Annotated in this window: 23 protein-coding genes; 9 read left to right on the forward strand and 14 right to left on the reverse strand. The window is 38.4% G+C overall.

The window, feature by feature from the left end; genetic code table 11:
• Positions 1–16 precede the first annotated feature (16 nt).
• The 5 genes from hisG to F938_RS16745 form a co-directional block, all read right to left on the reverse strand.
• A complete protein-coding gene (hisG, locus tag F938_RS16725; RefSeq protein ID WP_004830084.1) occupies positions 17–712 on the reverse strand; it encodes an ATP phosphoribosyltransferase in 696 nt (231 codons plus the stop codon).
• A complete protein-coding gene (gene murA, locus F938_RS16730) occupies positions 712–1,977 on the reverse strand; it encodes a UDP-N-acetylglucosamine 1-carboxyvinyltransferase (protein ID WP_004830086.1) in 1,266 nt (421 codons plus the stop codon). Before murA ends, hisG begins: the two co-directional genes overlap by 1 nt.
• Before the next feature lie 6 nt (positions 1,978–1,983).
• The gene (ibaG, locus tag F938_RS16735) at positions 1,984–2,235 is read right to left on the reverse strand and encodes a BolA family iron metabolism protein IbaG (RefSeq protein ID WP_004830087.1); all 252 of its coding nucleotides are present in this window, start codon (positions 2,233–2,235) and stop codon (positions 1,984–1,986) included.
• A 148-nt stretch (positions 2,236–2,383) separates the two neighbouring features.
• On the reverse strand, positions 2,384–2,725 hold the full coding sequence (gene hpf / locus F938_RS16740) for a ribosome hibernation-promoting factor, HPF/YfiA family (RefSeq protein WP_004830088.1): 342 nt from the start codon (positions 2,723–2,725) through the stop codon (positions 2,384–2,386).
• A 180-nt stretch (positions 2,726–2,905) separates the two neighbouring features.
• A complete protein-coding gene (locus tag F938_RS16745) occupies positions 2,906–4,354 on the reverse strand; it encodes an RNA polymerase factor sigma-54 (protein ID WP_004830090.1) in 1,449 nt (482 codons plus the stop codon).
• Between the two features lie 525 nt (positions 4,355–4,879).
• On the opposite strand from F938_RS16745, the gene F938_RS16750 reads away from it, so the two are divergent.
• The 4 genes from F938_RS16750 (at position 4,880) to F938_RS16765 (ending at position 8,162) form a co-directional block, all read left to right on the forward strand.
• On the forward strand, positions 4,880–5,791 hold the full coding sequence (locus F938_RS16750) for an amino acid ABC transporter substrate-binding protein (RefSeq protein ID WP_004830092.1): 912 nt from the start codon (positions 4,880–4,882) through the stop codon (positions 5,789–5,791).
• 91 nt (positions 5,792–5,882) lie between these two features.
• Positions 5,883–6,725 (forward strand): amino acid ABC transporter permease, encoded by an 843-nt coding sequence (locus F938_RS16755; RefSeq protein WP_004830094.1) that lies wholly within the window; start codon positions 5,883–5,885, stop codon positions 6,723–6,725.
• A 2-nt stretch (positions 6,726–6,727) separates the two neighbouring features.
• On the forward strand, positions 6,728–7,405 hold the full coding sequence (locus tag F938_RS16760; RefSeq protein WP_004830097.1) for an amino acid ABC transporter permease: 678 nt from the start codon (positions 6,728–6,730) through the stop codon (positions 7,403–7,405).
• Between the two features lie 13 nt (positions 7,406–7,418).
• Positions 7,419–8,162, forward strand: coding sequence for an amino acid ABC transporter ATP-binding protein (locus F938_RS16765; RefSeq protein WP_004830099.1), 744 nt, complete (start codon positions 7,419–7,421; stop codon positions 8,160–8,162).
• A 337-nt stretch (positions 8,163–8,499) separates the two neighbouring features.
• Here F938_RS16765 and F938_RS16770 read toward each other — a convergent pair whose 3' ends face one another.
• From F938_RS16770 to F938_RS16785, 4 genes are all read right to left on the reverse strand, one after another.
• Entirely contained in the window at positions 8,500–9,174 is a 675-nt protein-coding gene (locus F938_RS16770) for a DUF799 domain-containing protein (RefSeq protein ID WP_004830101.1), read from the reverse strand.
• Positions 9,171–9,548 (reverse strand): DUF4810 domain-containing protein, encoded by a 378-nt coding sequence (locus F938_RS16775; RefSeq protein WP_004830102.1) that lies wholly within the window; start codon positions 9,546–9,548, stop codon positions 9,171–9,173. Before F938_RS16775 ends, F938_RS16770 begins: the two co-directional genes overlap by 4 nt.
• 14 nt (positions 9,549–9,562) lie before the next feature.
• Entirely contained in the window at positions 9,563–10,234 is a 672-nt protein-coding gene (locus tag F938_RS16780) for a CsgG/HfaB family protein (RefSeq protein WP_004830104.1), read from the reverse strand.
• Positions 10,235–10,374: 140 nt separating this feature from the next.
• Positions 10,375–10,998 carry a LysE family translocator gene (locus F938_RS16785; RefSeq protein WP_004830107.1) on the reverse strand — a complete coding sequence of 208 codons (624 nt, stop codon included), beginning with the start codon at positions 10,996–10,998 and terminating at the stop codon, positions 10,375–10,377.
• Positions 10,999–11,397: 399 nt separating this feature from the next.
• Between F938_RS16785 and F938_RS16790 the strand changes: the two genes are divergently transcribed.
• Complete coding sequence (locus F938_RS16790; protein ID WP_005033682.1) at positions 11,398–13,017, forward strand: oleate hydratase; 1,620 nt, start codon at positions 11,398–11,400, stop codon at positions 13,015–13,017.
• A 64-nt stretch (positions 13,018–13,081) separates the two neighbouring features.
• On the opposite strand, the gene F938_RS16795 is transcribed toward F938_RS16790, so the two are convergent.
• The 5 genes from F938_RS16795 to F938_RS16815 all read right to left on the reverse strand — a co-directional run bounded on the left by F938_RS16795 (position 13,082) and on the right by F938_RS16815 (position 16,225).
• On the reverse strand, positions 13,082–13,261 hold the full coding sequence (locus tag F938_RS16795) for an NF038215 family lipoprotein (protein WP_005033683.1): 180 nt from the start codon (positions 13,259–13,261) through the stop codon (positions 13,082–13,084).
• Between the two features lie 103 nt (positions 13,262–13,364).
• Positions 13,365–13,925 (reverse strand): hypothetical protein, encoded by a 561-nt coding sequence (locus F938_RS16800; RefSeq protein WP_005033685.1) that lies wholly within the window; start codon positions 13,923–13,925, stop codon positions 13,365–13,367.
• 58 nt (positions 13,926–13,983) lie between these two features.
• Positions 13,984–14,745: a class I SAM-dependent methyltransferase gene (locus F938_RS16805; protein ID WP_005033686.1), complete on the reverse strand. Its 762-nt coding sequence runs from the start codon at positions 14,743–14,745 to the stop codon at positions 13,984–13,986.
• Between the two features lie 99 nt (positions 14,746–14,844).
• Positions 14,845–15,483: a hypothetical protein gene (locus F938_RS16810; RefSeq protein WP_005033687.1), complete on the reverse strand. Its 639-nt coding sequence runs from the start codon at positions 15,481–15,483 to the stop codon at positions 14,845–14,847.
• Positions 15,484–15,553: 70 nt separating this feature from the next.
• Positions 15,554–16,225 (reverse strand): D-Ala-D-Ala carboxypeptidase family metallohydrolase, encoded by a 672-nt coding sequence (locus F938_RS16815; protein ID WP_228129520.1) that lies wholly within the window; start codon positions 16,223–16,225, stop codon positions 15,554–15,556.
• A gap of 205 nt (positions 16,226–16,430) precedes the next feature.
• Between F938_RS16815 and F938_RS16820 the strand changes: the two genes are divergently transcribed.
• The 4 genes from F938_RS16820 (at position 16,431) to F938_RS16835 (ending at position 20,830) form a co-directional block, all read left to right on the forward strand.
• Positions 16,431–16,979: a TetR/AcrR family transcriptional regulator gene (locus F938_RS16820; protein WP_005033691.1), complete on the forward strand. Its 549-nt coding sequence runs from the start codon at positions 16,431–16,433 to the stop codon at positions 16,977–16,979.
• Positions 16,980–16,990: 11 nt separating this feature from the next.
• The gene (locus F938_RS16825; protein ID WP_005033692.1) at positions 16,991–18,643 is read left to right on the forward strand and encodes an MFS transporter; all 1,653 of its coding nucleotides are present in this window, start codon (positions 16,991–16,993) and stop codon (positions 18,641–18,643) included.
• A 74-nt stretch (positions 18,644–18,717) separates the two neighbouring features.
• On the forward strand, positions 18,718–19,845 hold the full coding sequence (locus F938_RS16830) for an HlyD family secretion protein (protein WP_005033693.1): 1,128 nt from the start codon (positions 18,718–18,720) through the stop codon (positions 19,843–19,845).
• 115 nt (positions 19,846–19,960) lie between these two features.
• Positions 19,961–20,830 carry a 1-aminocyclopropane-1-carboxylate deaminase/D-cysteine desulfhydrase gene (locus F938_RS16835; RefSeq protein ID WP_010591011.1) on the forward strand — a complete coding sequence of 290 codons (870 nt, stop codon included), beginning with the start codon at positions 19,961–19,963 and terminating at the stop codon, positions 20,828–20,830.
• Positions 20,831–20,835 lie beyond the last annotated feature (5 nt).

Consider the following 20,835-nt stretch of genomic DNA (forward strand, 5'->3'; position numbering starts at 1 on the left):
CATTGACTTGAGGATATTATTTTTGCTGTTCACGCTCTTCCACTGCTTTTTCAAGCTGTGCAAGTATAGGATTTAATAAAGTTTGCTTACGCTTAAAGCTTGCTTTATTCACAATCAAACGTGAAGACACTTTACAAATTTCTTCCAAAGGTTCTAAACCATTGGCACGCAAAGTATTTCCTGTATCAACCACGTCTACAATGTAATCCCCTAAACCTACCAAAGGCGCCAACTCCATTGAGCCATAAAGTTTAATCACATCGACTTGCTCACCTAGGCTTGCATAGTATTGACGAGTTAAATTGACATATTTTGTGGCAATCTTTAAACGTCCTTTAGGACGTACCATGCCCACTTTACCTGCAGTCATTAACTTACAATTGGCAATTTTTAAATCTAATGGTTCATAGACATTTTGAGCGCCATGTTCCATTAGCACATCTTTACCTGCGACACCAATATCTGCTGCGCCATTTTCAACATAAGTTGGCACATCAGAAGCGCGTAAAATTAAAATACGAACTTGTTTATGTGTGGTTGGGAAGATTAACTTACGCGATTTATCAGGGTCTTCCAGTAAGTTAATTCCCGCAGTTTCAAGTAAAGGAAGCGTCTCTTTGAGAATACGTCCTTTACTCAATGCCAAAGTCAAACCATGATCAAAATTGCCCATAACGTCAAAATTTGGATCATCGTTTCTCATATCGCTCATTAACTTGTCTCGCTCACTCGCTTAATTTGGGCACCTAGACCTTGTAATTTTGCTTCAATATTCTCATAACCACGGTCAATATGATAAATACGATCAACAATGGTTTCGCCTTCAGCTGCCAAAGCAGCCAAAACTAAAGAAAATGAAGCACGCAGGTCAGTTGCCATTACAGGTGCAGCAGATAGTTTTTCTACACCTGTCACAATAGCATCATTACCTTCAACCTGAATATTTGCACCCATACGAGCCAATTCAGGAACATGCATAAAACGATTTTCAAAAATCGTTTCAGAAATTGTTGCGAAGCCACGACCAATTGCATTTACAGCCATGATCTGTGCTTGCATGTCTGTTGGAAACTCTGGATGAGGTAAAGTACGGAAACTGACTGCTTTTGGACGTTTGCCCATCATATCAAGCTCAATCCAGTCTTCACCACGAGTGACTTCCGCACCCATTTCTTCAAATTTATCTAAAACAGATTCAAGCAAATTTGGATCAGTATGGGTGGTTTTTACTTTACCGCCAGTGATTGCCGCAGCAGCCAAATATGAACCAGTTTCAATACGATCAGCAACCACTGAATACTCACAACCGTGTAGGCTTTCAACACCTGTAACCACCAAAGTGTCTGTATCCAAACCTTCGATTTTTGCGCCCATTTTAATCAGCATTTGCGCTAAATCTGTAATTTCAGGTTCGCGTGCAGCATTACGAATCGTCGTGACCCCATCAGCCAAAACAGCTGCGGTTAAAATATTTTCAGTTCCACCGACCGTCACCATATCAAAGATGACTTCACCACCTTTTAAACGCCCATCGACTTTGGCATGTACATAACCCGCTTCGACCTCAATTTGCGCACCTAAAGCTTCCAACGCTTTTAAATGCTGGTCTACAGGGCGTGAGCCAATCGCACAACCACCTGGAAGTGAGACTTTTGCACTCCCATAGCGCGCTAATAATGGTCCAAGCACCAAAATTGATGCACGCATGGTTTTTACCAATTCATAAGGTGCAAATTGATTATCCAGAGTAGAGGTGTCCGCAATCACGGTTTCTCCCTCGTAACTCATGGTGACGCCAAGACCACCAATCAATTTAACCAAGGTACGGACATCTTTTAAATTTGGGACATTTCTTAAAGTAATTGGTGTGTCTGCAAGAATCATTGCAGCCAACAAAGGTAATGCCGCATTTTTTGCACCCGAAATGCGTACTTCGCCTTCGAGTTTTACACCGCCTTGAATGACAAATTTATCCATTGACGCTTAAGCTCCAAACATACTGGCTTTGCGCCATTCTTCTTTAGTCATCGCACGAATAGTGACCGCATGTACTTCACCACTAGCAATATAACTGTTAAGTGGTGCATAAACAGCTTGTTGACGAGGAACAGGACGTTTCCCTTCAAACTGATCATCGACAATACGGAGATCAAATTTACCTGCTTGTCCACTGACAGCAACTTCAGCATCAGGAAAAGCTGCTTTTAAGATTTCAGTGAGCTGTTCACTATTCATTGCATCGACCTCTTATTAGGACTAACAGTGTAAAAACTGGCTATTTTACTATAACTCACTAAAATAATTCATTAGCTGGTACAAAAAATATAGATAAAAAAAAGAGGTATTTTCAACCTCTTTCTAAAATGTTTAAAAATATTGAAGTTTAAGTCGCTAAAATATTCATCGGCTGATAATCCAGCTGCATTTTACGATGCTTATCTAATTGTCTTTTTAATTTATCGGTCAGCTTAGTAATGGCATTATACATATCATCCGCAGTTGCTTGCGCAAAAAGCTCGATCCCGGGCAAACGAACAATCGCTTCTGCGATATGATTTGCACTGCCTTTTTTTGATCTTTTATCTAATTGATGATCTTTACTTAATTTCACCTGCATACTGTTCACTTGATCGATATGCTTTGTCATCTGCGCGAATCTATCTCGAATATTTTCTTCTATTGCAGGTGTAATGGTTAAATGATGTCCACGAATTGTAATTTGCATAGCTTTATCCCTCTCCTTTTATAGGAATATGAAAGTCATAACCAAAACGATTTCATGACAGAATTCACCAAGGAAAAAACTGTGCTTAATATCATGCAATCATTTAAGTTACTCCAAAAGACAAACAAGCGATTCATTATTTCGTCATAATGAATCATTAGAATAGCCACACTTTAAAAACTAGATCAAGACTTTTCTGTCTGATGACGATGGAATATGTAACGATTCGCGATATTTTGCGACCGTACGTCGTGCAACATCGATTCCATCCTCTTTTAACAAATTAGCAATCGTATTATCAGACAATGGTTTACGAGGATTTTCATCCGCCACCAGTTTTTTAATTTTGGCACGAATTGCTGTTGATGATGCTTCACCACCCGAAGTCGTTCCTACATGGCTTGAAAAGAAATATTTCAACTCAAACAAACCCAATGGTGTGAGTAAAAACTTATTCGTGGTGACTCGCGACACTGTTGATTCGTGTAATTCAACTTCTTCAGCCACATCTCTCAACACCAAAGGCTTCATACCTTCTGCACCAATTTCTAAAAATTCACGTTGATGCTGTACGATACAACTGGCGACTTTTAATAACGTTTTATGTCGCTCATCGACACTTTTGATAAAGTTTTTAGCTTCCAGCATTTGATTACGTAAATACTGATTCTCATCACTTTGATCTGCACGTTTGATCATGCCTGAATAAAAAGAGTTGATTCTCAACTTAGGCAAAACATCTGGATTCAGCTGAACATGCCAGTGATTATTCTTTTTGGAAACTACCACATCAGGAATTTGGTAATCTGATTCTTTTTGCTCAAACTCTGCCCCAGGATATGGCTTCATGGTTTTGAGCAATTCAATTGCTGATTTCAATGATTCAGCATTTAATCCCGTTTGCTTAATCAATTTATTGAGATCATTACTGACCAAAAGCTCATAATGTTTTAATAACATCAAGGCTTCTTTCCTAAACAAAGTCGTTATAGGGAGAGCCTCGATTTGCACAAAAAGACATTCTGCAAGATTTCGTGCTCCAATACCTATCGGTTCAAGCCGTTGAATATGCTTTAAGACAACCAAAACCTCGTCTTCTTCTACTTCAATGTCATAGTCCATTTGTTGTAGCAAATGTTGAACAGAACTGACAATTTCATCGATATCCGCCTCCAAAAAACCTTTTTCATCCAAGGCATCCACAATGCAATACGCAATTAACCTATCGACTGGGGAAAAATGTAACAAATTCACTTGTCCCAGCATATGCTCTTTTAATGATGCATTGGAATGGCGATTGTCTTCACGGTCTTCAAACTCTGGACGCTCAATTGCAGTAGATTGATGGGTATATACATCATCCCAATCAGTATCAACAGGTAACTCGTCAGGCAAATGATTGGCATTTAAAGCATCTGAAAGTTCATACTCTTGTTGTTCTTGCTGTACACTTTCCAAACTTTCATGTGTTTCTTCTTCAACTTTTTCAAGCAAAGGATTACTGTCCAGTTGAATTTGAATTTCCTGTTCAAGTTCTAAGCTCGATAATTGTAGTAATCGAATGGCTTGTTGCAGTTGTGGCGTAAGCGACAACGAGTTTGCAACTTTTAATCCAACCGATAACTTCATACCTATACTTCCCACAGTGCTCTATTTCACTTTGTTTTGCTTTAGTGAATAAAGCAAAATTCATGCCTATTCATTTTTTATACCACAGTAACCATGGGACGACTAGCAAAAAAAATGAATAAATCACATAAAAATATTTATTATTTATAAGTTAAAGTTAAATTTTAAAAATGTATTATTTTTATGAATAACTTATCGAATAGTCACATATTGGTACTGGTGAAATAGCCATCAAATATCTAAATATAGTTTAAAAAACTATAAGCAAAAATAAATGAGCTTAGGGCTATTTATTTCAAAATATTTAAATAAAATAGGTTTCGCTTTGTGATACCAATCACATTTCTAGTTTTGCTAAATTTATTATTTTTATCCTTTACTTATTGGAATAGTGAGTATAAAAATAATGATATAAAGAAATATGATGGATCATTCTTTCAAGGAAAAGCATTGGCACGATAACTGCTTAATTTAAGGACAAGCACTATTGTAATGCCAAAATAATCATGTAATGGAGAACTCAAAATGACACAATCTACAAAAGCACTATCAAAAAAAGTATTCACCACTGCGCTTGGCGTACTTATGGCTGGTGGCGCTTTTTCACAAGTTCAAGCTGCTGATACTTTGGCAAAAATCAAGCAATCAGGAAAAGTCATCATTGGTTATCGTGAGTCTTCAGATCCAATTTCCTATGTTGTTGGTGGTAAACCAATGGGTTATGCGGTTGATATCTGTAACAACTTTGCCAACGAACTTAAAAAAACCCTTAAAATGCCTAATCTTAAAGTGGAATATAAGGCTGTTACTTCATCTACACGTATTCCAGAAATGCTGGCAGGCAATATTGATATGGAGTGTGGAACAACCACCAACTCTATTCAACGCCAACAACAAGTAAGCTTCTCTACCAACTACTATGCGACAGAAGTACGCATGGCAGTCAAAGCAAATGCACCAATTAAATCAATAGCAGATTTAAATGGTAAAGCTGTAGTGACAACACAAGGAACTACATCTGATAAATACATCAAAATGGGTGAAAAAGGTGAAAAGGTCAACGTAAACAACGTTTACGGTAAAGATCATTCTGATTCATTCGCAATGGTGGCATCAGGACGTGCAGCAGCATTTGTTATGGATGACAATATTCTTGCAGGTCTCATTGCGAAATCTTCAAATCCGAAAGACTTTAAAATTGTAGGTCCAGTGCTTTCTTCTGAGCCTTACGGCATTATGCTTCCTAAAGGTGATGCAGCATATAAAGCCATTGCGGATAAGACTGTCACTACAATGTGGAAAAATGGTCAAATGGCCGCTTTATATAAAAAGTGGTTCCAATCTCCAATTGCGCCAAAGAATGTGAACTTAAATATGCCAATGAGTTCATCCTACTTAAAACTTAAAGCCAATCCTACAGACGCTGGCATTAATTAATTCCGTGCTCAAATCACAGTTTATAGATCAGGCTTAAATCAAGGTCTGGTCTATAAGTTTTTTACAAAATTAAAAATACAAAGGAGCACACATGTCAGTAGGCTCACTTAACTGGACAGCATATTGTCTCCCCTCAAATGAATATAGTTTGGATAAGGCTGCATGGGCTGAATCCGTCTGTAAAGCTATAGGTGGTGAAAGTTACTCTCCTGTTGCTGATGCACCAACATGGTTACAACTCTTAGGTTCAGGTGTCTGGACCATGGTTTGGACTGCGGTACTTGCATTTTTTATCGCTTTCCTGCTGGGTTCGTTAATCGGAATCTTGCGTACGATTCCCAACAAGCCACTTGCCTTTATTGGCACATGTTATGTCGAACTGTTTCGAAATATTCCTCTGATTGTCCAACTCTTTTTCTGGGCATTCGTTTTTCCAGAACTACTCCCACTCAGCCTCAGCACAGGCAGTGGTGAAATGGTACATGGTGGATGGTGGCAAAATATTCTCAATGACAATCCAGCCGCAGTTGGGGTTTTTGCATTAGGATTGTACACAGCAGCACGTATCGCAGAACAAGTCCGCTCAGGGATCAATACAGTTTCCAGAGGTCAAAAAAATGCAGCTTTTGCAATTGGTCTTACCCAAAGCCAAAGCTATCGTTATGTCATTCTTCCTGTTGCATATCGAATTGTATGGCCGACACTCACTTCCGAAGCAATGAATATTTTCAAAAACTCTGCCGTGCTGTATGCACTCAGTGTTTTAAATTTCTTTGCTTATACCAAAACGATGCGAGAAGAAACATCACAAGATATTGTGATTCTTATTCTTTCAACACCAGTCTATTTGGTCATTACCTACACCATTAAGCTTATTATGGCGTGGATTGAAAAAAGAATGGCTGTTCCTGGTCTTGGTTCAGGAGGTAAATAGTCATGGATTTTAGTATTTTACAAAATCACGATGTGATTCAAACACTGATTGCAGGGTTTAAGTTTACCGTTACTGTGACGATTTTATCTATTATTGGCGGGATTCTGATTGGCACGCCTTTAGCCATGATGCGTTTATCCGACAATAAAGTCGCCAGTAATTTTGCTAAAGCATATGTTGACTTTTTCCGTGGTGTTCCACTGATTCAGGTCATTTTTATTTTCTATTTTTTATTGCCTAAATTCTTTGAGTTTCAATCTGATACCTATTATGGACCACTCTTTTCCAGTGTCGTCACCTTTGCAATTTTTGAAGCTGCATTCTTTTCAGAAATTGTTCGTTCAGGTATTCAGTCTGTCTCAAAAGGTCAAGTCAATGCAGGTTATGCCTTAGGATTCACTTATGGACAAACTATGTCCAATGTCGTACTGCCTCAAGCATTTAGAAATATGCTACCTGTTATATTGACTCAATCTATCGTACTTTTCCAAGACGTCTCTTTGGTGTATGTGATCAGTGCGCCAGACTTCCTAGGCAATGCAAATACTTTAGCAAATACGTATGGTGCTGAAACCAAAGCAACCTTCTACCTGATTGTAGCAGTTGTTTACTTCTGTATCTCCTTTGCGCTTTCAAGACTTGTGAAGCGTTTACATCAAAAAATAGCAATAATTCGATAATTGGAGAATCAATATGCCAATGATAGAAATACAACATATCTCAAAATGGTATGGAGATTTTCAGGTTCTCACAGATTGCACCACATCCATTGAAAAAGGTGAAGTTGTGGTCGTTTGTGGACCATCTGGTTCTGGAAAATCCACACTGATTAAGACAGTCAATGCATTAGAACCTTTCCAAGAAGGCAATATTATTGTTGATGGAACAGCGCTCAAAGATTCAAAAACTGATCTGGCACAGTTTCGCTCTCGTGTTGGTATGGTATTCCAACACTTTGAATTGTTTCCGCATATGACCGTTTTAGACAATTTAGTCATTGGGCAAATCAAAGTATTGAAACGTTCTAAATCTGAAGCTGAGAAAAAAGCCTTACAATATTTAGATCGTGTCGGTTTAGCAGCACATAAGAACAAGTTTCCTGGACAACTGTCAGGTGGTCAGCAACAACGTGTTGCGATTGCCCGAGGTTTGTGTATGGATCCAGTATGTATGTTATTTGACGAACCGACTTCTGCACTTGATCCAGAAATGGTTGGCGAAGTTCTTGAAGTTATGAGTCAGCTGGCAAAAGAAGGGATGACCATGATGTGCGTAACCCATGAGATGGGCTTTGCACGCAAAGTGTCAAGCCGAGTGATTTTCATGGATCAAGGTAAAATTTTAGAAGACTGTGCAACCGATGACTTCTTTAATAAACCAGATGAGCGTCATGAAAGAACCAAGTTCTTCTTAGACAAGATTTCAATGGTACATTGATATTTAGGCTTTAAAACAAAACCCCAATTAAAATTGGGGTTTTGTTTTTTAACAAGAACAATAAATTATTAGGGTCTGTGGACAATTCGTCTATGTTTGCGACTAGGTGTGTTTTTTAGGCGATTCTAGGCACGAAATACGAAATTTAGTCATTCTAAATGAGTAGTTCGTAACGACGAAGCGACAAAAAAACACGCTAGTCCCGAAGGGTTGTGGCTAAAATTATCTCAGGCTACGTTATGAAACTTAAAAATAGTCTCGCTATTCTCTTCATTTCATGCCTTGCCTGCTCAATTTTAACCTACAACGCAAGCCATTTATGAAATGTCCACAGCCCCTAAGGTTTTACTGTATTTTGAGTAAAGTTGGGCGATCTTGGTCCGTATAACAAGCCTTTTTGTTGGCTTAAATTAGGGGAATACAACTGCGAACTCACAACACCAGATAAGGCATAAGCTTTATCAGATAAGTGATTAGAAATCTGATCCACCACAGCGCCCACTAAAGCCCCTAGTAAACCTGCGTTGCTATTATCATTGGATTGCTGAAGTCGCTCCTCACCTTGCCAAAGTAAAGTTCCAGATGCGAGGTCCACCAACTTTGCTTCTACAGCAACTGTCGAAACAGATTGAATCACCTGATACTTAGAACCATATTCGTTGACTTTGATATAAAGTGCAGCATCAGCCCCAAAAATCTCTTTTAACTTTTGAGGAGCAATTGCTTGCGCATCAAATCCATTGGTGACCCCATTCTCTTTAAACATGGTATCAACCACAGAAATGGGGAACACATAATAACCCGCCTCAGCAACCGGAAGTGCCACCGTTGACCAATATCCATAAGTTGCACGCGTATCAGGCGAGTTATTAATGGGTGGTAGTACCAAAATCGACTTAGGTTGATGCGCATGATATGCAGCCAAATCTCGGTTGTTTTTGGGTGCCACTGCGCAGCCAGTAAAAAGCATCGCGAAACAGCTCAAAATCAGCAATTGTTTCATTTTCTTCATGGCGTCTTAACCTCAACAGATCGAGTGGTCATTTTCTTAAGTAAACGATCCATCAATACTGTGGACTCAGGGTAAACTTGACGCTCCAATTCAAAATACTCAATTGCACGTGGAGCATTATTGATATTTAAGTTTAATAAACCCAAATGTGCATATAAACCAGGCGGTACTGCTTCGTTTTTGGCTTTTGCTTTTTCAATATCTTTCTCAAGCAGCAAAATTTGCTGCTGAGGTGAAGTTTTTTCAGGAACGCTCAACATCAGGTAAGTTTGTTGAGGAAATCCTCCCCAACGATATAGAGACTTTGGTCCAGAAGCGCAGCCGACTAAACTTAAGGTCGCCAAGCAACTGATCAAGAATAAAACAATTTTCATGGGTTGATTCAAACCTATTGTGTTGACCACTTGTTGGTTTGGATATCATTCACAAGATTATTGACAGCTTCACGAACGGCCAAATCTAAAACCTTACCATTGAGTGTTGAATCATATGATGCGGTTGAACCAAAACCTAAAACTTCTCGTTCACTCAGCGCATATTCACCTGCACCCTGCACAGAATGTACAACTTCTGCAGTTTTTACATCCACCACATTGATATTGACTTTTGCATACGCAATTTGTGTCTTGCCACGACCAAGTAAACCAAATAATTGATGATCACCCACTTCTTTACGACCAAACTCAGAAACATCTCCAGTCAAAACAAAACGAGCACCTTTAATCGACTGAGCAGCCTTACCAAATCCAGCTTCTTGTTGTAATTCAGAAAGATTATCTCGATTCAGTACAGAGAAGTATCCTGTTTGCTGTAAATGCGTTTCTAAAATTGTTTTTGCTTGACCACCTAAGCGATCAACATTGTCAGAAAAAATGCCGCGCATATAGCTTGAGCGATTATCAAACTTACCAATCGAGATTGGTGTTTTAACGCCTGTATATTTCATCGTTGTCGTCGCAGCAGTCACTTGCGGTGCTTGAATCGTTTTTGAAGTTTCAGTGGTTGAACAAGCACTCAGAACTAACCCATTTAGGGCAGCAATAAATAATATTTTTTTCAAGGTTACATCTCTCTATGGTCAAAGCCATTATAATTTTCAAGCCAATTATAACAAGCAAATACTAAATTAACTATTTAATTTAATTAACAAAATAAAAGAACTTCAATAACAGGCGCTGTTTTTATAGAATAATCACTTGATTATTTCAATCCAAAAATCAACTTTAGCCCCAGTACAGTCATCACACCGCCAGCAGCTCGGTCAAATACTTTCTTAAATTTTAAATATACACGGCGTGGTCTTTCTGCTGACAATGCAACAGCAACCAAGGAGTACCACCCAACATCGATAAAGAAACACAAAATGGGTAAAACAAAATAATAATAGGTTGGAATTTCTTTAGGTAAAAGTGCGGTAAAAATACTCGCCAAAATAATGGCAATTTTAGGATTACTCAACTGTGTGATCAAACCCAAGCGATAAGCTTGTTGATAGCTCATACTAAACGAAGAGCCAGATGCTTGTTCCATTGGATCTTTGGCATGTTTTATAATTTTATAAGCCAGCCAAAGTAAATACAGCCCACCACAGAGTTTTAAAACTAAATAGGCAGATGGCACTGCCAGTAATATGGCTTGTAAGCCCATCACTGCAAGAAAGCCAAATAATGCTGCACCAGTTCCTGTACCCAATGCTGTAAATAATCCGTGTTTACGAGAAATCGCAATTGAATTTTTAGCGACATACACAAATGTAGGACCAGGACTGATTGCACCCAACATTAACGCTAGCGCAATAGAGCCTAAAATCAATAACGATTCCAAGAGTTACCTCGTCACAAAGAGTATTTAAAGAAGCTTATTTTAAGCCACAAGCGTTTTTTGAAGATACAAAAAAATTGATTATTTCACTATGAAGTTTTTCTATAGTTTAAAACCATATCGAATTCATCCACTTTGTTCTATACAGTTGTGAATTATTCTCAAATACAATAGCTTTGACTCATTTTAGAGCAAAAGCTCAATAAAAAATTATTTTTCAATAACTTGTATCATATCAAAAAATTAATAGATCGCGTTGAAATATTCTGAAAATCCATAAAACTGTAGATTTTGATCACAAAAAATAACTTTCCTTTTCACTCTTTTTTAAGCTATAAAAACCCATAATAAAACTATGGTTTTAATTTATACATCATCAAAATTTCATATTCAGGGGTAAAAATGAACAACTATAAACCTAATCATTTAGATGCTAAACAAGCACATCTTTGGATTGTTGGCGGTGGTATCGCAGGTATGGCAGCAGCTGCATTTGCGATCCGTGATGCCAAGGTTCCTGCTCAAAATATTCATATCCTAGAAGAACTGGATGTATCTGGTGGATCTATGGATGGTGCACACACACCCAATACATCTCAAGCATGGGTCACTCGCGGTGGACGTATGCTTACTGATGAAACTTATTTATGTCTATGGGATTTGTTTTCCAGTATTCCGTCTTTAGAAAATCCTGATATTTCTGTTCGTGAAGAGTGTCGTGAATTCAATGAGCAGATTAAAACTCATGCCCAAGCTCGCTTGATCAATGCACAACATGTTATTTCTGATGCATCTAAACTGGGTTTAAATACCTTACATCGTGCACAAATGTTACGTTTATTGGCATCAAAAGAAGAAAAAATTGGCAGTCGTCGTATAGATGAGTTCTTTGATGAAACCTTCTTTGAAACAAATTTCTGGCGTATGTGGCGTACAACATTCGCTTTCCAGAAATGGCACAGTGCAGCAGAACTGCGTCGCTATTTTCTACGCTTTATTCAAGAACTGCCCCGTATTCATACGCTCGCAGGCGTAAAAAGAACCAAATATAACCAATATGACTCAATGATTTTACCATTACAACGCTGGCTGGTAGAGCAAGGCGTCGATGTTCGTTTTGGACATTATGTAACTGATGCTGATTTCCAAACCGATGAGAAAACCTCAGAACGACGAGCGACACGCTTATATATCAACCTCCCTGAAGGTGCTGAGCAAATCGATTTAAAAGAAAAAGATCTGGCTATATTTACTTTAGGTTCGATTACAGCTGATTCCCGTTATGGTGGCAATGATGATGTGCCAGCACTTATTCGTGATCGTCTTGATCATGGCTGGACATTGTGGGAAACCTTGGCAAAAAAAGCGCCTGACTTTGGTCGTCCAATGACTTTTTATGGCAACATCGATGAACATAAATGGGAATCTTTCACCCTCACCATGCATGATGATGTGCTGTTAAATCGGATTATTGAATATACCGGTAATCAACCTGGCACAGGTGCATTGATGACTTGGTTTGAGTCTGGTTGGCATTTATCGATTGTTGTCCCAGCCCAACCACATTTTGCTGATTTACCTCAAGGCACATTTACACTTTGGGGCTATGGTTTCCAAATTGATCAAAATGGGGATTACATCAAAAAGCCGATGTCCCAAGCCACAGGCAATGAGATCCTTACTGAGCTGATTCAACAACTTGGTTTTGATGATATTCTCGAACATGTATTAGCGAATACCACAGTGACAACAGCAATGATGCCTTATGCATCAGCATTATTTGCTTGTCGCAAGTCTGGTGATCGCCCTCAAGTGATTCCTCAAGGTTCTAAAAACTTTGCCTTTTTGGGACAATTCGTTGAAATTGAAGATGATGTTGTTTTTACTGTTGAATATTCAGTTCGTGGTGCAATGCTCGCAATTTATGCATTTTTTGGCGTAGAACGTGAAATTCCCGATATTTATAATGGTTTACTTGATCCTAAAGTCGGATTAAAAGCATTAGAAACAGTCTTTCATTAAGTCAATTTAATTCAACCCATAGATCAACTTTGATCTGTGGGTTGAATATTTTCAAAATACGCTTCTATGGTTGTATTTCGGTTGGTGTATCGCGAGCAGTTAAGCGGTAATCTTTTTCATATACTGGCATTCCTGCAATATGAATGGAGCGAACTTCAGTCTTGGTCGGTGTAGGAGGTTTTTTTTCACATCCAACTAACAACACCACCAATATTGCACTCAAACCCATGGATAGCTTTTTCATAGCATCTCCTCTACTTTTTGTTTTATTTATCCTTTGAGCATAACAGTTTTGATTAAAAATACAGCTTTTTTTTATTTCAAATGTTTTCTATTGGTCTAAAACTTTATTCTTTACAAGGGTGTTTCAAGTAAGCAGTGATTTCTTCAGCATTTTTATTGGCATAACGATAATTAAAACGTCCTTGTTCATCAAATTTCATATCACTAAAGTACTGCGAAGCATCCACCCATACAGATTCGGCTTGGGGATATTCATTAGGTTTTAATTGTATTTTATTAAGTGCTGTCGAGCGAAACATTTTCTGAAAAATAATTGTAGGTGCATCTTTGAACTCAAATCGAGCAATACACCCCGACTTTTCATCTACCGCAACAACATCATTCAAGGCTTGAACTACACCATCTTTGGAGATAAACAAACTATGATGAAGATTGAAGGTATACCCATAACTTAAATGCAAAAAATCGTTGGTCTGATGTTCAAAATTTAAACCTCGTTCCCAATCCACAACCAAAGGTAGTCTGTAATCATCACCTTCATACAGCACAAAATCACAATGCTTATTGGCATCCTCATCACATGATTCTTGAATAACAGAAAACTGCCCAATGTTTGCCACAGTACGTTTAAATGTTTCAGCATGACTATTTACTGTGTAAAACATCAGGCTCAATATTATGATTAAACATCTTTTCATTGTTATTTTTGACATGGTGTATAAATCAAATTTTACTCAATACCAAATATACCGCTTCACTGGTGAATGTGCCATCCTTCTGAATTTGGTAATATTTGCGTACATGATCTGATATTGTAGATTGCAAATAGCGAATCGTGCTGATGCCATCTTCAGGTGTTTGCATCCGCTCTACCCAACTACGAAAATTTAACGCTAAACTTTGTTTCTCAATGATTTCGACTTTAAAGCCTGCCTGTTCCACAAAAGCCATCCATTCAGATAAATTATAGTTTCGGACATGGCTTGGATCTCGAATCATTTCAATGGTTTGAATAAAGGTATCTAAGACAGGATTGGAGTTACCAATAATATCAAACATGATCACTTTGCCATTCACACGCAATACTCGGTAAATTTCATGGAGTGCCTGCGTGATATTTTGCCAATGATGTGCAGAATAACGACTAATCACACAATCGAAATGCTCTGCAGGAAAATCCAATTTTTCTGCTGCACCAACCTGTCCAACCACATGATCAAATCCCTTTTGTTGAGATTGCGTGGTCACAAGATTGACCATTTCGGGGGTAATATCATAAGCAATTACTTGCTCTACAATGGGTGCAACTTGATAGCTCACATGCCCACCACCACAACCTAAATCCAAGACTCGCTTAAAGTCATGCTGTTGGATTAAGTTTTGCATTTTTGCAAACTCGTCCCCCTGAGCATGTACAGCACTATTTAAATAAGCTTCTGATTTAGTTTGATATTGTTTTTGATTGACTTGATGTTGAGTGACCATAATAGATTCCTTTTGGTTGAATAAATCTACAATAGTCAACTTAATTCAAAAATAAAAATGATGCTTTTTAATAAAATTAATAACTTTATTTTATTAACCCTAACTCATAATGACCCGATAATCGGACTGACATGGGTTTTGAATAATGACATCTTGCATGCCCATTTCACCTTCAATTTTAATATTATAATTAAAAGAAAAATTGCCATTATCATTAAAATTTGCAGTGGTTGGATAACTGAATTGTTTGAATTGAGGCACTTTATTGTTGAGCACTAAACGGACTCGAAAATCAGGAACACTATAAAAAACCAAGGAATTTGGCATATTTTTTAAATTTGATTCATAGGTGACAAAACAGCTCTGTGAGGCATTCATAGCAAGAAAACTACCATAATCTTTTTGCTGGTTTTTATCATTCACCACCATAAGGTTATGATCACCACCCGTTGCTCCCATCAGAAAACCCATTAAGTTGGAATTAAACTGATAAACATGTGCGGTTTTACTCCATTGTTCTAGTAATACCTTGCGCTTGCCTTTAGCATCATACAGTACATAATCACAGATATAATTGTCCTTAGCACATGATTCTGCTTTAATTTTTACCTTTCCTGCATGTCCCAAAATCTGATCTTGTTCAGTATCTACTTCGACAGCGGCATTACTCTGTGCAAAAATCAAACCACTGGTTAAGACACTGATTACAAATAAACAATTCTTTATTATTCTTGACATATCACTTTCCTAAAGTCCAAGCATTTTTAAATATAAACACATTCATGATGCTTGATTTTAAAATACTATTCTAATTTTTTAAACATACTGAACTTTTCGATTTATAGTCTTTCCCCCAAGTTCGATAGCCTTGGGTATCAATATGGTAGCGGTTATTCCCATACACCCCTAGCCCCATTTTATAATTTTTGCCTTCCACTTTCCAAAAATGACACATTTTTTTAATCAATAATTCGCGATCTTTTTCAACCGTTTCTTTAGGAGACAATACGTGAAAATCTACCGCATAATTACTTAAATGCTTGCTCTTCCCTGCACCGCCAACACACTTATTTAATTCAGGTGCACGATAGATCGCTGTGATGGTATAGGTTTTAAAATATCCATTACGATTTAACTTTTCCACCAGTTGTAAACTACTCACCACGTTTTTCCAATTAGCTTTGGGAGGAACAGCAAAACGTTTGGGATAGCATTGTTCAGGCATATAGTTTCGAGTCGTGGTAAGTTCCATTAAGCTTGGCGGATGTTTTAGATACTGCGATATAAATTGATAATAATCTGCCAATAAATGAGGGTCTTGTTGAGCCTTCCAAACTTTGAATTGTTGTTCAATTTGTTGTTCTGATGTTTTTTTTGAAGACGATGAATGTTCAGCATTTTTTTCAGATGGTGTACAGCCATTCAAAGCCACCCAACTGATACAGCTCATAATGATGAATATTAATTTAGAATTTTTCACAATGACAGCACACGTATTGTTTTATTTTAAAAAATAAATAAATAAAAACTTGGATTTTGACTAGTTATGATTTGAATCACAAAGATATTCTAACCAATCCCATCCACAATAAGCGCTGACTTTACAAAAAATCACACAGATAATGATTTACAACGGACAAAAATGTCCGTTAAATATCACTATAAAATTAACTCTCTCTATCGCTATGCGTAAACGCCAACAACAGGCAGCAAAAAATCGTGAGGATTTACTCGATGCTGCTCTCACAATTTTCCGCAAACAAGGGATACGTGCGCCTCTACAGTTAGTGATTGATCAGGCTGGAGTAGGCAGAGCCACTTTCTATCGTAACTTTCAGGATCGTCGAGAACTGGTGGTTGCGTTAATGGAACAAGCTCTGACTCGCTTAGATGAACGGGCAAAAAGTTTTTCCGAATATCCAGACGGTCTGATTCGTTTGATTCGTAATCATGTTGAGAATTTACCTTATCTGACCGCCTTAATGGAATATTGGCGTGTGATAGATCGTAATGATCCAGTGATGGTGGATATCTACCAACGGCGAGATGCAATTTTACAACCGTTGATTGACCAAGCAATTGCACATCAAATTTGCCGTCCTGATCTCACCCCAAAAGACTATGCACTGATTACAGGAATTTTACGTGCCTCATTTCAAGGTCTCACTGATGAGGAACAGGTGCAACTTGCCACAAGAGCTGTTGATTTGCTGATTGATGGTATCAAGGCGTAATTGGGACTGCTATGGATAAATCACCACGTATACTTGAACCTGCACCCGATTGGACGCCTGAAGAACGTCCAACCTTACCCGGTTCGCCTGCTGTTATTGCACATCCAACCTATAAAAAACTGATTTATTTTTTTATTGGCTTATTTGTGGCAATTTCAGGAAGTTTAAGTAATGGATTTATTACCGCAAACCTCCCCCTGATTCAAGGTGAATATTCGCTCACTCCGTCAGAAGCTGCATGGATTCCTGCGGCTTATGTCATGGCAAATATCAGTTCCAACATGATTTTGTTTAAAGCAAGACAACAATATGGTCTACGGCTTTTTTCCGAAATCGGATTGGTCTTGTTTATCTGCGTTTTGGTTTTACATATTTTTGTTCATACGTTTGAAATGGCACTGTTTGTTCGTGTCATCAGTGGTCTGGCTGCAGCCCCACTCAGCTCACTGGGTATGTACTACATTATGCAAGCCTTTCGACGGGAAAATTTCGGACGTGGAATCTATCTTGCACTGGGCTTCCAACAGTTGGGCATTCCACTGGCTTGGATCATTTCTCCATCACTGGTCGATGTCAATGACTGGGTGGTGTTATATACCTTTGAGCTGGGTTTGGCGATCTGTTGTTTGGCGATGGTGGTCTCTTTAAAACTGCCGCGTAGTTTAAGAATTGAAGTATTTGAAAAGCAAGATTTTTTGACCTTTGCCCTATTAGCCCCAGGATTTGCCCTACTCTGTATCGTACTTAGCCAAGGTCCTATTCTTTGGTGGTTTGAAGTTAAATGGTTGGGTTATGCTCTCATTGCAGGATTTAGCCTAATTATTATTGGGCTGACCTATGAACATTACCGGGTTAATCCATTGATTATTACCCGTTGGCTGGGTTCAGCAAGCACATTAAAATTTGTTTTTGGTGCATTGGCAATTCGTTTACTGATGTCAGAGCAAAGCTATGCTGCTGTGAATTTCTTAAAGACCATGGGCATGGGTCCAGATCAGTTCGTTACACTATATAGCGTGATTTTTTTAGGAATTGCTTCGGGGACTATTTTTAGTGCATTGACCTTTAAACGAGAACGAATTTCATGGCATCTGGTCGGTGCTGTGATTTTGGTCCTGATCGCTTGTGCTTTGGATTATCACCTGACCAGTGATGTGCGACCAGAAAACTTCTATCGTAGTCAGTTTATCGTGGGTTTTGCCAGTGGTATGTTTATTGGTCCTTTATTATTGACAGGATTTATCAGTGTCTTACAAAAAGGTCCAACGCATATGGTTACTTTTGTGGTGCTATTCTCAGCAACACAAAGTTTTGGTGGCTTAATTGGAAATTCGTTCTTTTCAACCTATCAACAATTGCGTACACAAAATTATCGTGCAGAAATTGTCAGTGATTTATCGCCAACAGACCCTTTAGTTGCACAGCGCCTTGCTTTGTATCAGCAATCTGCCAATAAATATACAATTGATCAAGCATTAGAACAGAATCAAGCTTATCGTAACCTTAACCAGATTGTGACACGTGAAGCTCAGGTACGTGCGTATAATGATGTGATTGCATTAAATGGAATATTTGCCATTTTACTGTTGATTTGGAGTAGTTTTAATATTACTTGGACACGTTACCAACTCAAAAAACAGCAACAAGCCCTCAATAGCAGTTAGACAACGCTCATGATTTTTATCAACTCAATACCCCATGACGTCATTCTATGCATTAAAAATATTTGAGAACTCTTATGTCACAAGATCAAAAACCAACTGAACCAGCAACGCCAGCACCTGCACAGCAGGCATCCGCAGCAGCTGTAACGCCACCGCCATCAAGTAAATTAATTCCTACCGCCAAAAGAACCTTATTGATTATGTTTTTGGTGTTGTTGGTCGGGATCGCGGTAATTATGCGTGCTTGGAAAATTGGTCCATTTGACAGTGCAATAGAGTCAACTGATAACAGCTATATCAAGGGTAAAACGACTGTTCTATCTTCGCAAATTAATGGTTATATCAAAGATGTCTTGGTCACTGACTTCGATCACGTTAAAAAAGGTCAGGCATTGATGCATATTGATACCACCACTTATGATCAAAAAGTTACTCAGGCTGAAGCAGGTGTTGACCAAGCCAATACAACTTTAGCCAATCAAAGCCAAGCGATTGAACAGCGCAAAGCTGATATTGTTGCGGCACAAGCCAAAGTGGAACAAGCCAAAGCAAGCTATGAGCTATCTACAGCACAACTTCGTCGTTATCAACAATTAGGCAACAGTGGTGCGACCTCTAAAACCGAACAGGACAAAGCCGCAGCAGATGTAAAAAACAATTTGGCATTATTAAAGCAGGCTGAGGCAAACGTTTTAGTCGCTCAAGAAGCCTTAAAAACAGCACAAGTTGCTGAATCAGGGCTCAAAGCACAAGTGACCAATGCCAAAGCACAATTTGACCAAGCCGTTACGACTAAAGACTATAGTGTAATTTCAGCGCCAATGGATGGGCAGTTAGGTGAAGTTACACCTCGTGTCGGACAATATGTTTCAGCAGGAACACAGTTAATGTATCTGATTCCACAACAAACATGGGTGATTGCCAACTTTAAAGAAACTCAAATCGCGGATATGCGTATTGGACAGAAGGCAAGCTTTACGGTGGATGCAATGAAGCATCAAAAATTTACTGGGCACGTTGAACAAATTTCACCTGCTGCTGGTGCTGAATTTAGCGTATTGAAACCTGACAATACCACTGGAAACTTTACCAAAGTTGTACAGCGTATTTCAGTCAGGATTGCGATTGATCCAAATCAAAAAGGTCTAGAGTTTTTACGCCCGGGAATGTCTGTAGTGACTTCTGTTGATACACGATCGTAGTGAATAGAGATAACTAAATAGCGTTTTACCAAGTATGTTTACTCAATTCTTTATTCCACTGGGCAGATTTGAGTAAACTAACGTGTAAATACACTTTCCTGTACTTAAGATGACGATGTTTGATCCTATTGCCCAAACAATTTCTGACCAGCACTTAAACTTAGCTTGTTCTGTGCAACTCACGGTCAGACGTCTTGATCAAATTCACCCCAATATTTCTGGCAATAAGTTTTTTAAACTTAAATATAATTTCGTTGAAGCTCAACGCCTTGGCTTTAAAAAAATTCTGACTTTTGGTGGTGCATACTCTAATCATATTGCCGCCACAGCTTATGCAGCACAATTATTTGGCTTTAAAAGTATTGGAATCATTCGTGGTGAGGAATTAGCGAGTAAAACATATAATCCTACCCTCATGCTTGCTCAAAAAATGGGCATGGATTTTAAATTTGTTTCACGTGAAAATTACAAGCTAAAGCAAGATCCTGAATTTAATCAGCAACTCCAAGTTGAGTATCCCGATACCTATATTATTCCTGAAGGCGGTACAAATGCTTTGGCAATACAAGGTTGTCAGGAGATTTTAAAGCCTCAAGACGGTACTCAATATGATGTGATTTGCTGTGCTGTCGGTACAGGCGGAACAATTGCAGGCATTATTGAGCGCAGCGCGCCTGAACAACATATTCTCGGCTTCTCAGCTTTAAAAGGAGATTTTCTTAAACAAGAGATCCAACAGTGGACCCAGCGAACTAATTGGTCACTTACCGATGCATATTGTTGTGGTGGTTATGCCAAAACAACACCAGAATTACTCAGATTCATTCATCATTTTGAGCAAGAGTATCAATTACCATTGGAACATATTTATACAGGTAAAATGTTCTATGGGATATTTGATCTGATCTCTAAAGGCTATTTTGTCGAAAACAGCAGAATTCTGTTGATTCATACTGGCGGTTTACAAGGGCGTCTCACAATATAATACAC

The sequence above is a fragment of the Acinetobacter bereziniae LMG 1003 = CIP 70.12 genome (assembly GCF_000368925.1).
Classification (GTDB): Bacteria; Pseudomonadota; Gammaproteobacteria; order Pseudomonadales; family Moraxellaceae; genus Acinetobacter; species Acinetobacter bereziniae.

What these genes read in the sequence shown, in the direction of transcription:
- hisG (WP_004830084.1), bottom strand. Translation starts at nt 712, where the DNA reads ATGAGCGATATGAGAAACGATGATCCAAATTTTGACGTTATGGGCAAT.
- murA (WP_004830086.1), bottom strand. Translation starts at nt 1,977, where the DNA reads ATGGATAAATTTGTCATTCAAGGCGGTGTAAAACTCGAAGGCGAAGTA.
- ibaG (WP_004830087.1), bottom strand. Translation starts at nt 2,235, where the DNA reads ATGAATAGTGAACAGCTCACTGAAATCTTAAAAGCAGCTTTTCCTGAT.
- hpf (WP_004830088.1), bottom strand. Translation starts at nt 2,725, where the DNA reads ATGCAAATTACAATTCGTGGACATCATTTAACCATTACACCTGCAATA.
- F938_RS16745 (WP_004830090.1), bottom strand. Translation starts at nt 4,354, where the DNA reads ATGAAGTTATCGGTTGGATTAAAAGTTGCAAACTCGTTGTCGCTTACG.
- F938_RS16750 (WP_004830092.1), top strand. Translation starts at nt 4,880, where the DNA reads ATGACACAATCTACAAAAGCACTATCAAAAAAAGTATTCACCACTGCG.
- F938_RS16755 (WP_004830094.1), top strand. Translation starts at nt 5,883, where the DNA reads ATGTCAGTAGGCTCACTTAACTGGACAGCATATTGTCTCCCCTCAAAT.
- F938_RS16760 (WP_004830097.1), top strand. Translation starts at nt 6,728, where the DNA reads ATGGATTTTAGTATTTTACAAAATCACGATGTGATTCAAACACTGATT.
- F938_RS16765 (WP_004830099.1), top strand. Translation starts at nt 7,419, where the DNA reads ATGCCAATGATAGAAATACAACATATCTCAAAATGGTATGGAGATTTT.
- F938_RS16770 (WP_004830101.1), bottom strand. Translation starts at nt 9,174, where the DNA reads ATGAAGAAAATGAAACAATTGCTGATTTTGAGCTGTTTCGCGATGCTT.
- F938_RS16775 (WP_004830102.1), bottom strand. Translation starts at nt 9,548, where the DNA reads ATGAAAATTGTTTTATTCTTGATCAGTTGCTTGGCGACCTTAAGTTTA.
- F938_RS16790 (WP_005033682.1), top strand. Translation starts at nt 11,398, where the DNA reads ATGAACAACTATAAACCTAATCATTTAGATGCTAAACAAGCACATCTT.
- F938_RS16795 (WP_005033683.1), bottom strand. Translation starts at nt 13,261, where the DNA reads ATGAAAAAGCTATCCATGGGTTTGAGTGCAATATTGGTGGTGTTGTTA.
- F938_RS16800 (WP_005033685.1), bottom strand. Translation starts at nt 13,925, where the DNA reads ATGTTTTACACAGTAAATAGTCATGCTGAAACATTTAAACGTACTGTG.
- F938_RS16805 (WP_005033686.1), bottom strand. Translation starts at nt 14,745, where the DNA reads ATGGTCACTCAACATCAAGTCAATCAAAAACAATATCAAACTAAATCA.
- F938_RS16810 (WP_005033687.1), bottom strand. Translation starts at nt 15,483, where the DNA reads ATGTCAAGAATAATAAAGAATTGTTTATTTGTAATCAGTGTCTTAACC.
- F938_RS16820 (WP_005033691.1), top strand. Translation starts at nt 16,431, where the DNA reads ATGCGTAAACGCCAACAACAGGCAGCAAAAAATCGTGAGGATTTACTC.
- F938_RS16825 (WP_005033692.1), top strand. Translation starts at nt 16,991, where the DNA reads ATGGATAAATCACCACGTATACTTGAACCTGCACCCGATTGGACGCCT.
- F938_RS16830 (WP_005033693.1), top strand. Translation starts at nt 18,718, where the DNA reads ATGTCACAAGATCAAAAACCAACTGAACCAGCAACGCCAGCACCTGCA.
- F938_RS16835 (WP_010591011.1), top strand. Translation starts at nt 19,961, where the DNA reads ATGTTTGATCCTATTGCCCAAACAATTTCTGACCAGCACTTAAACTTA.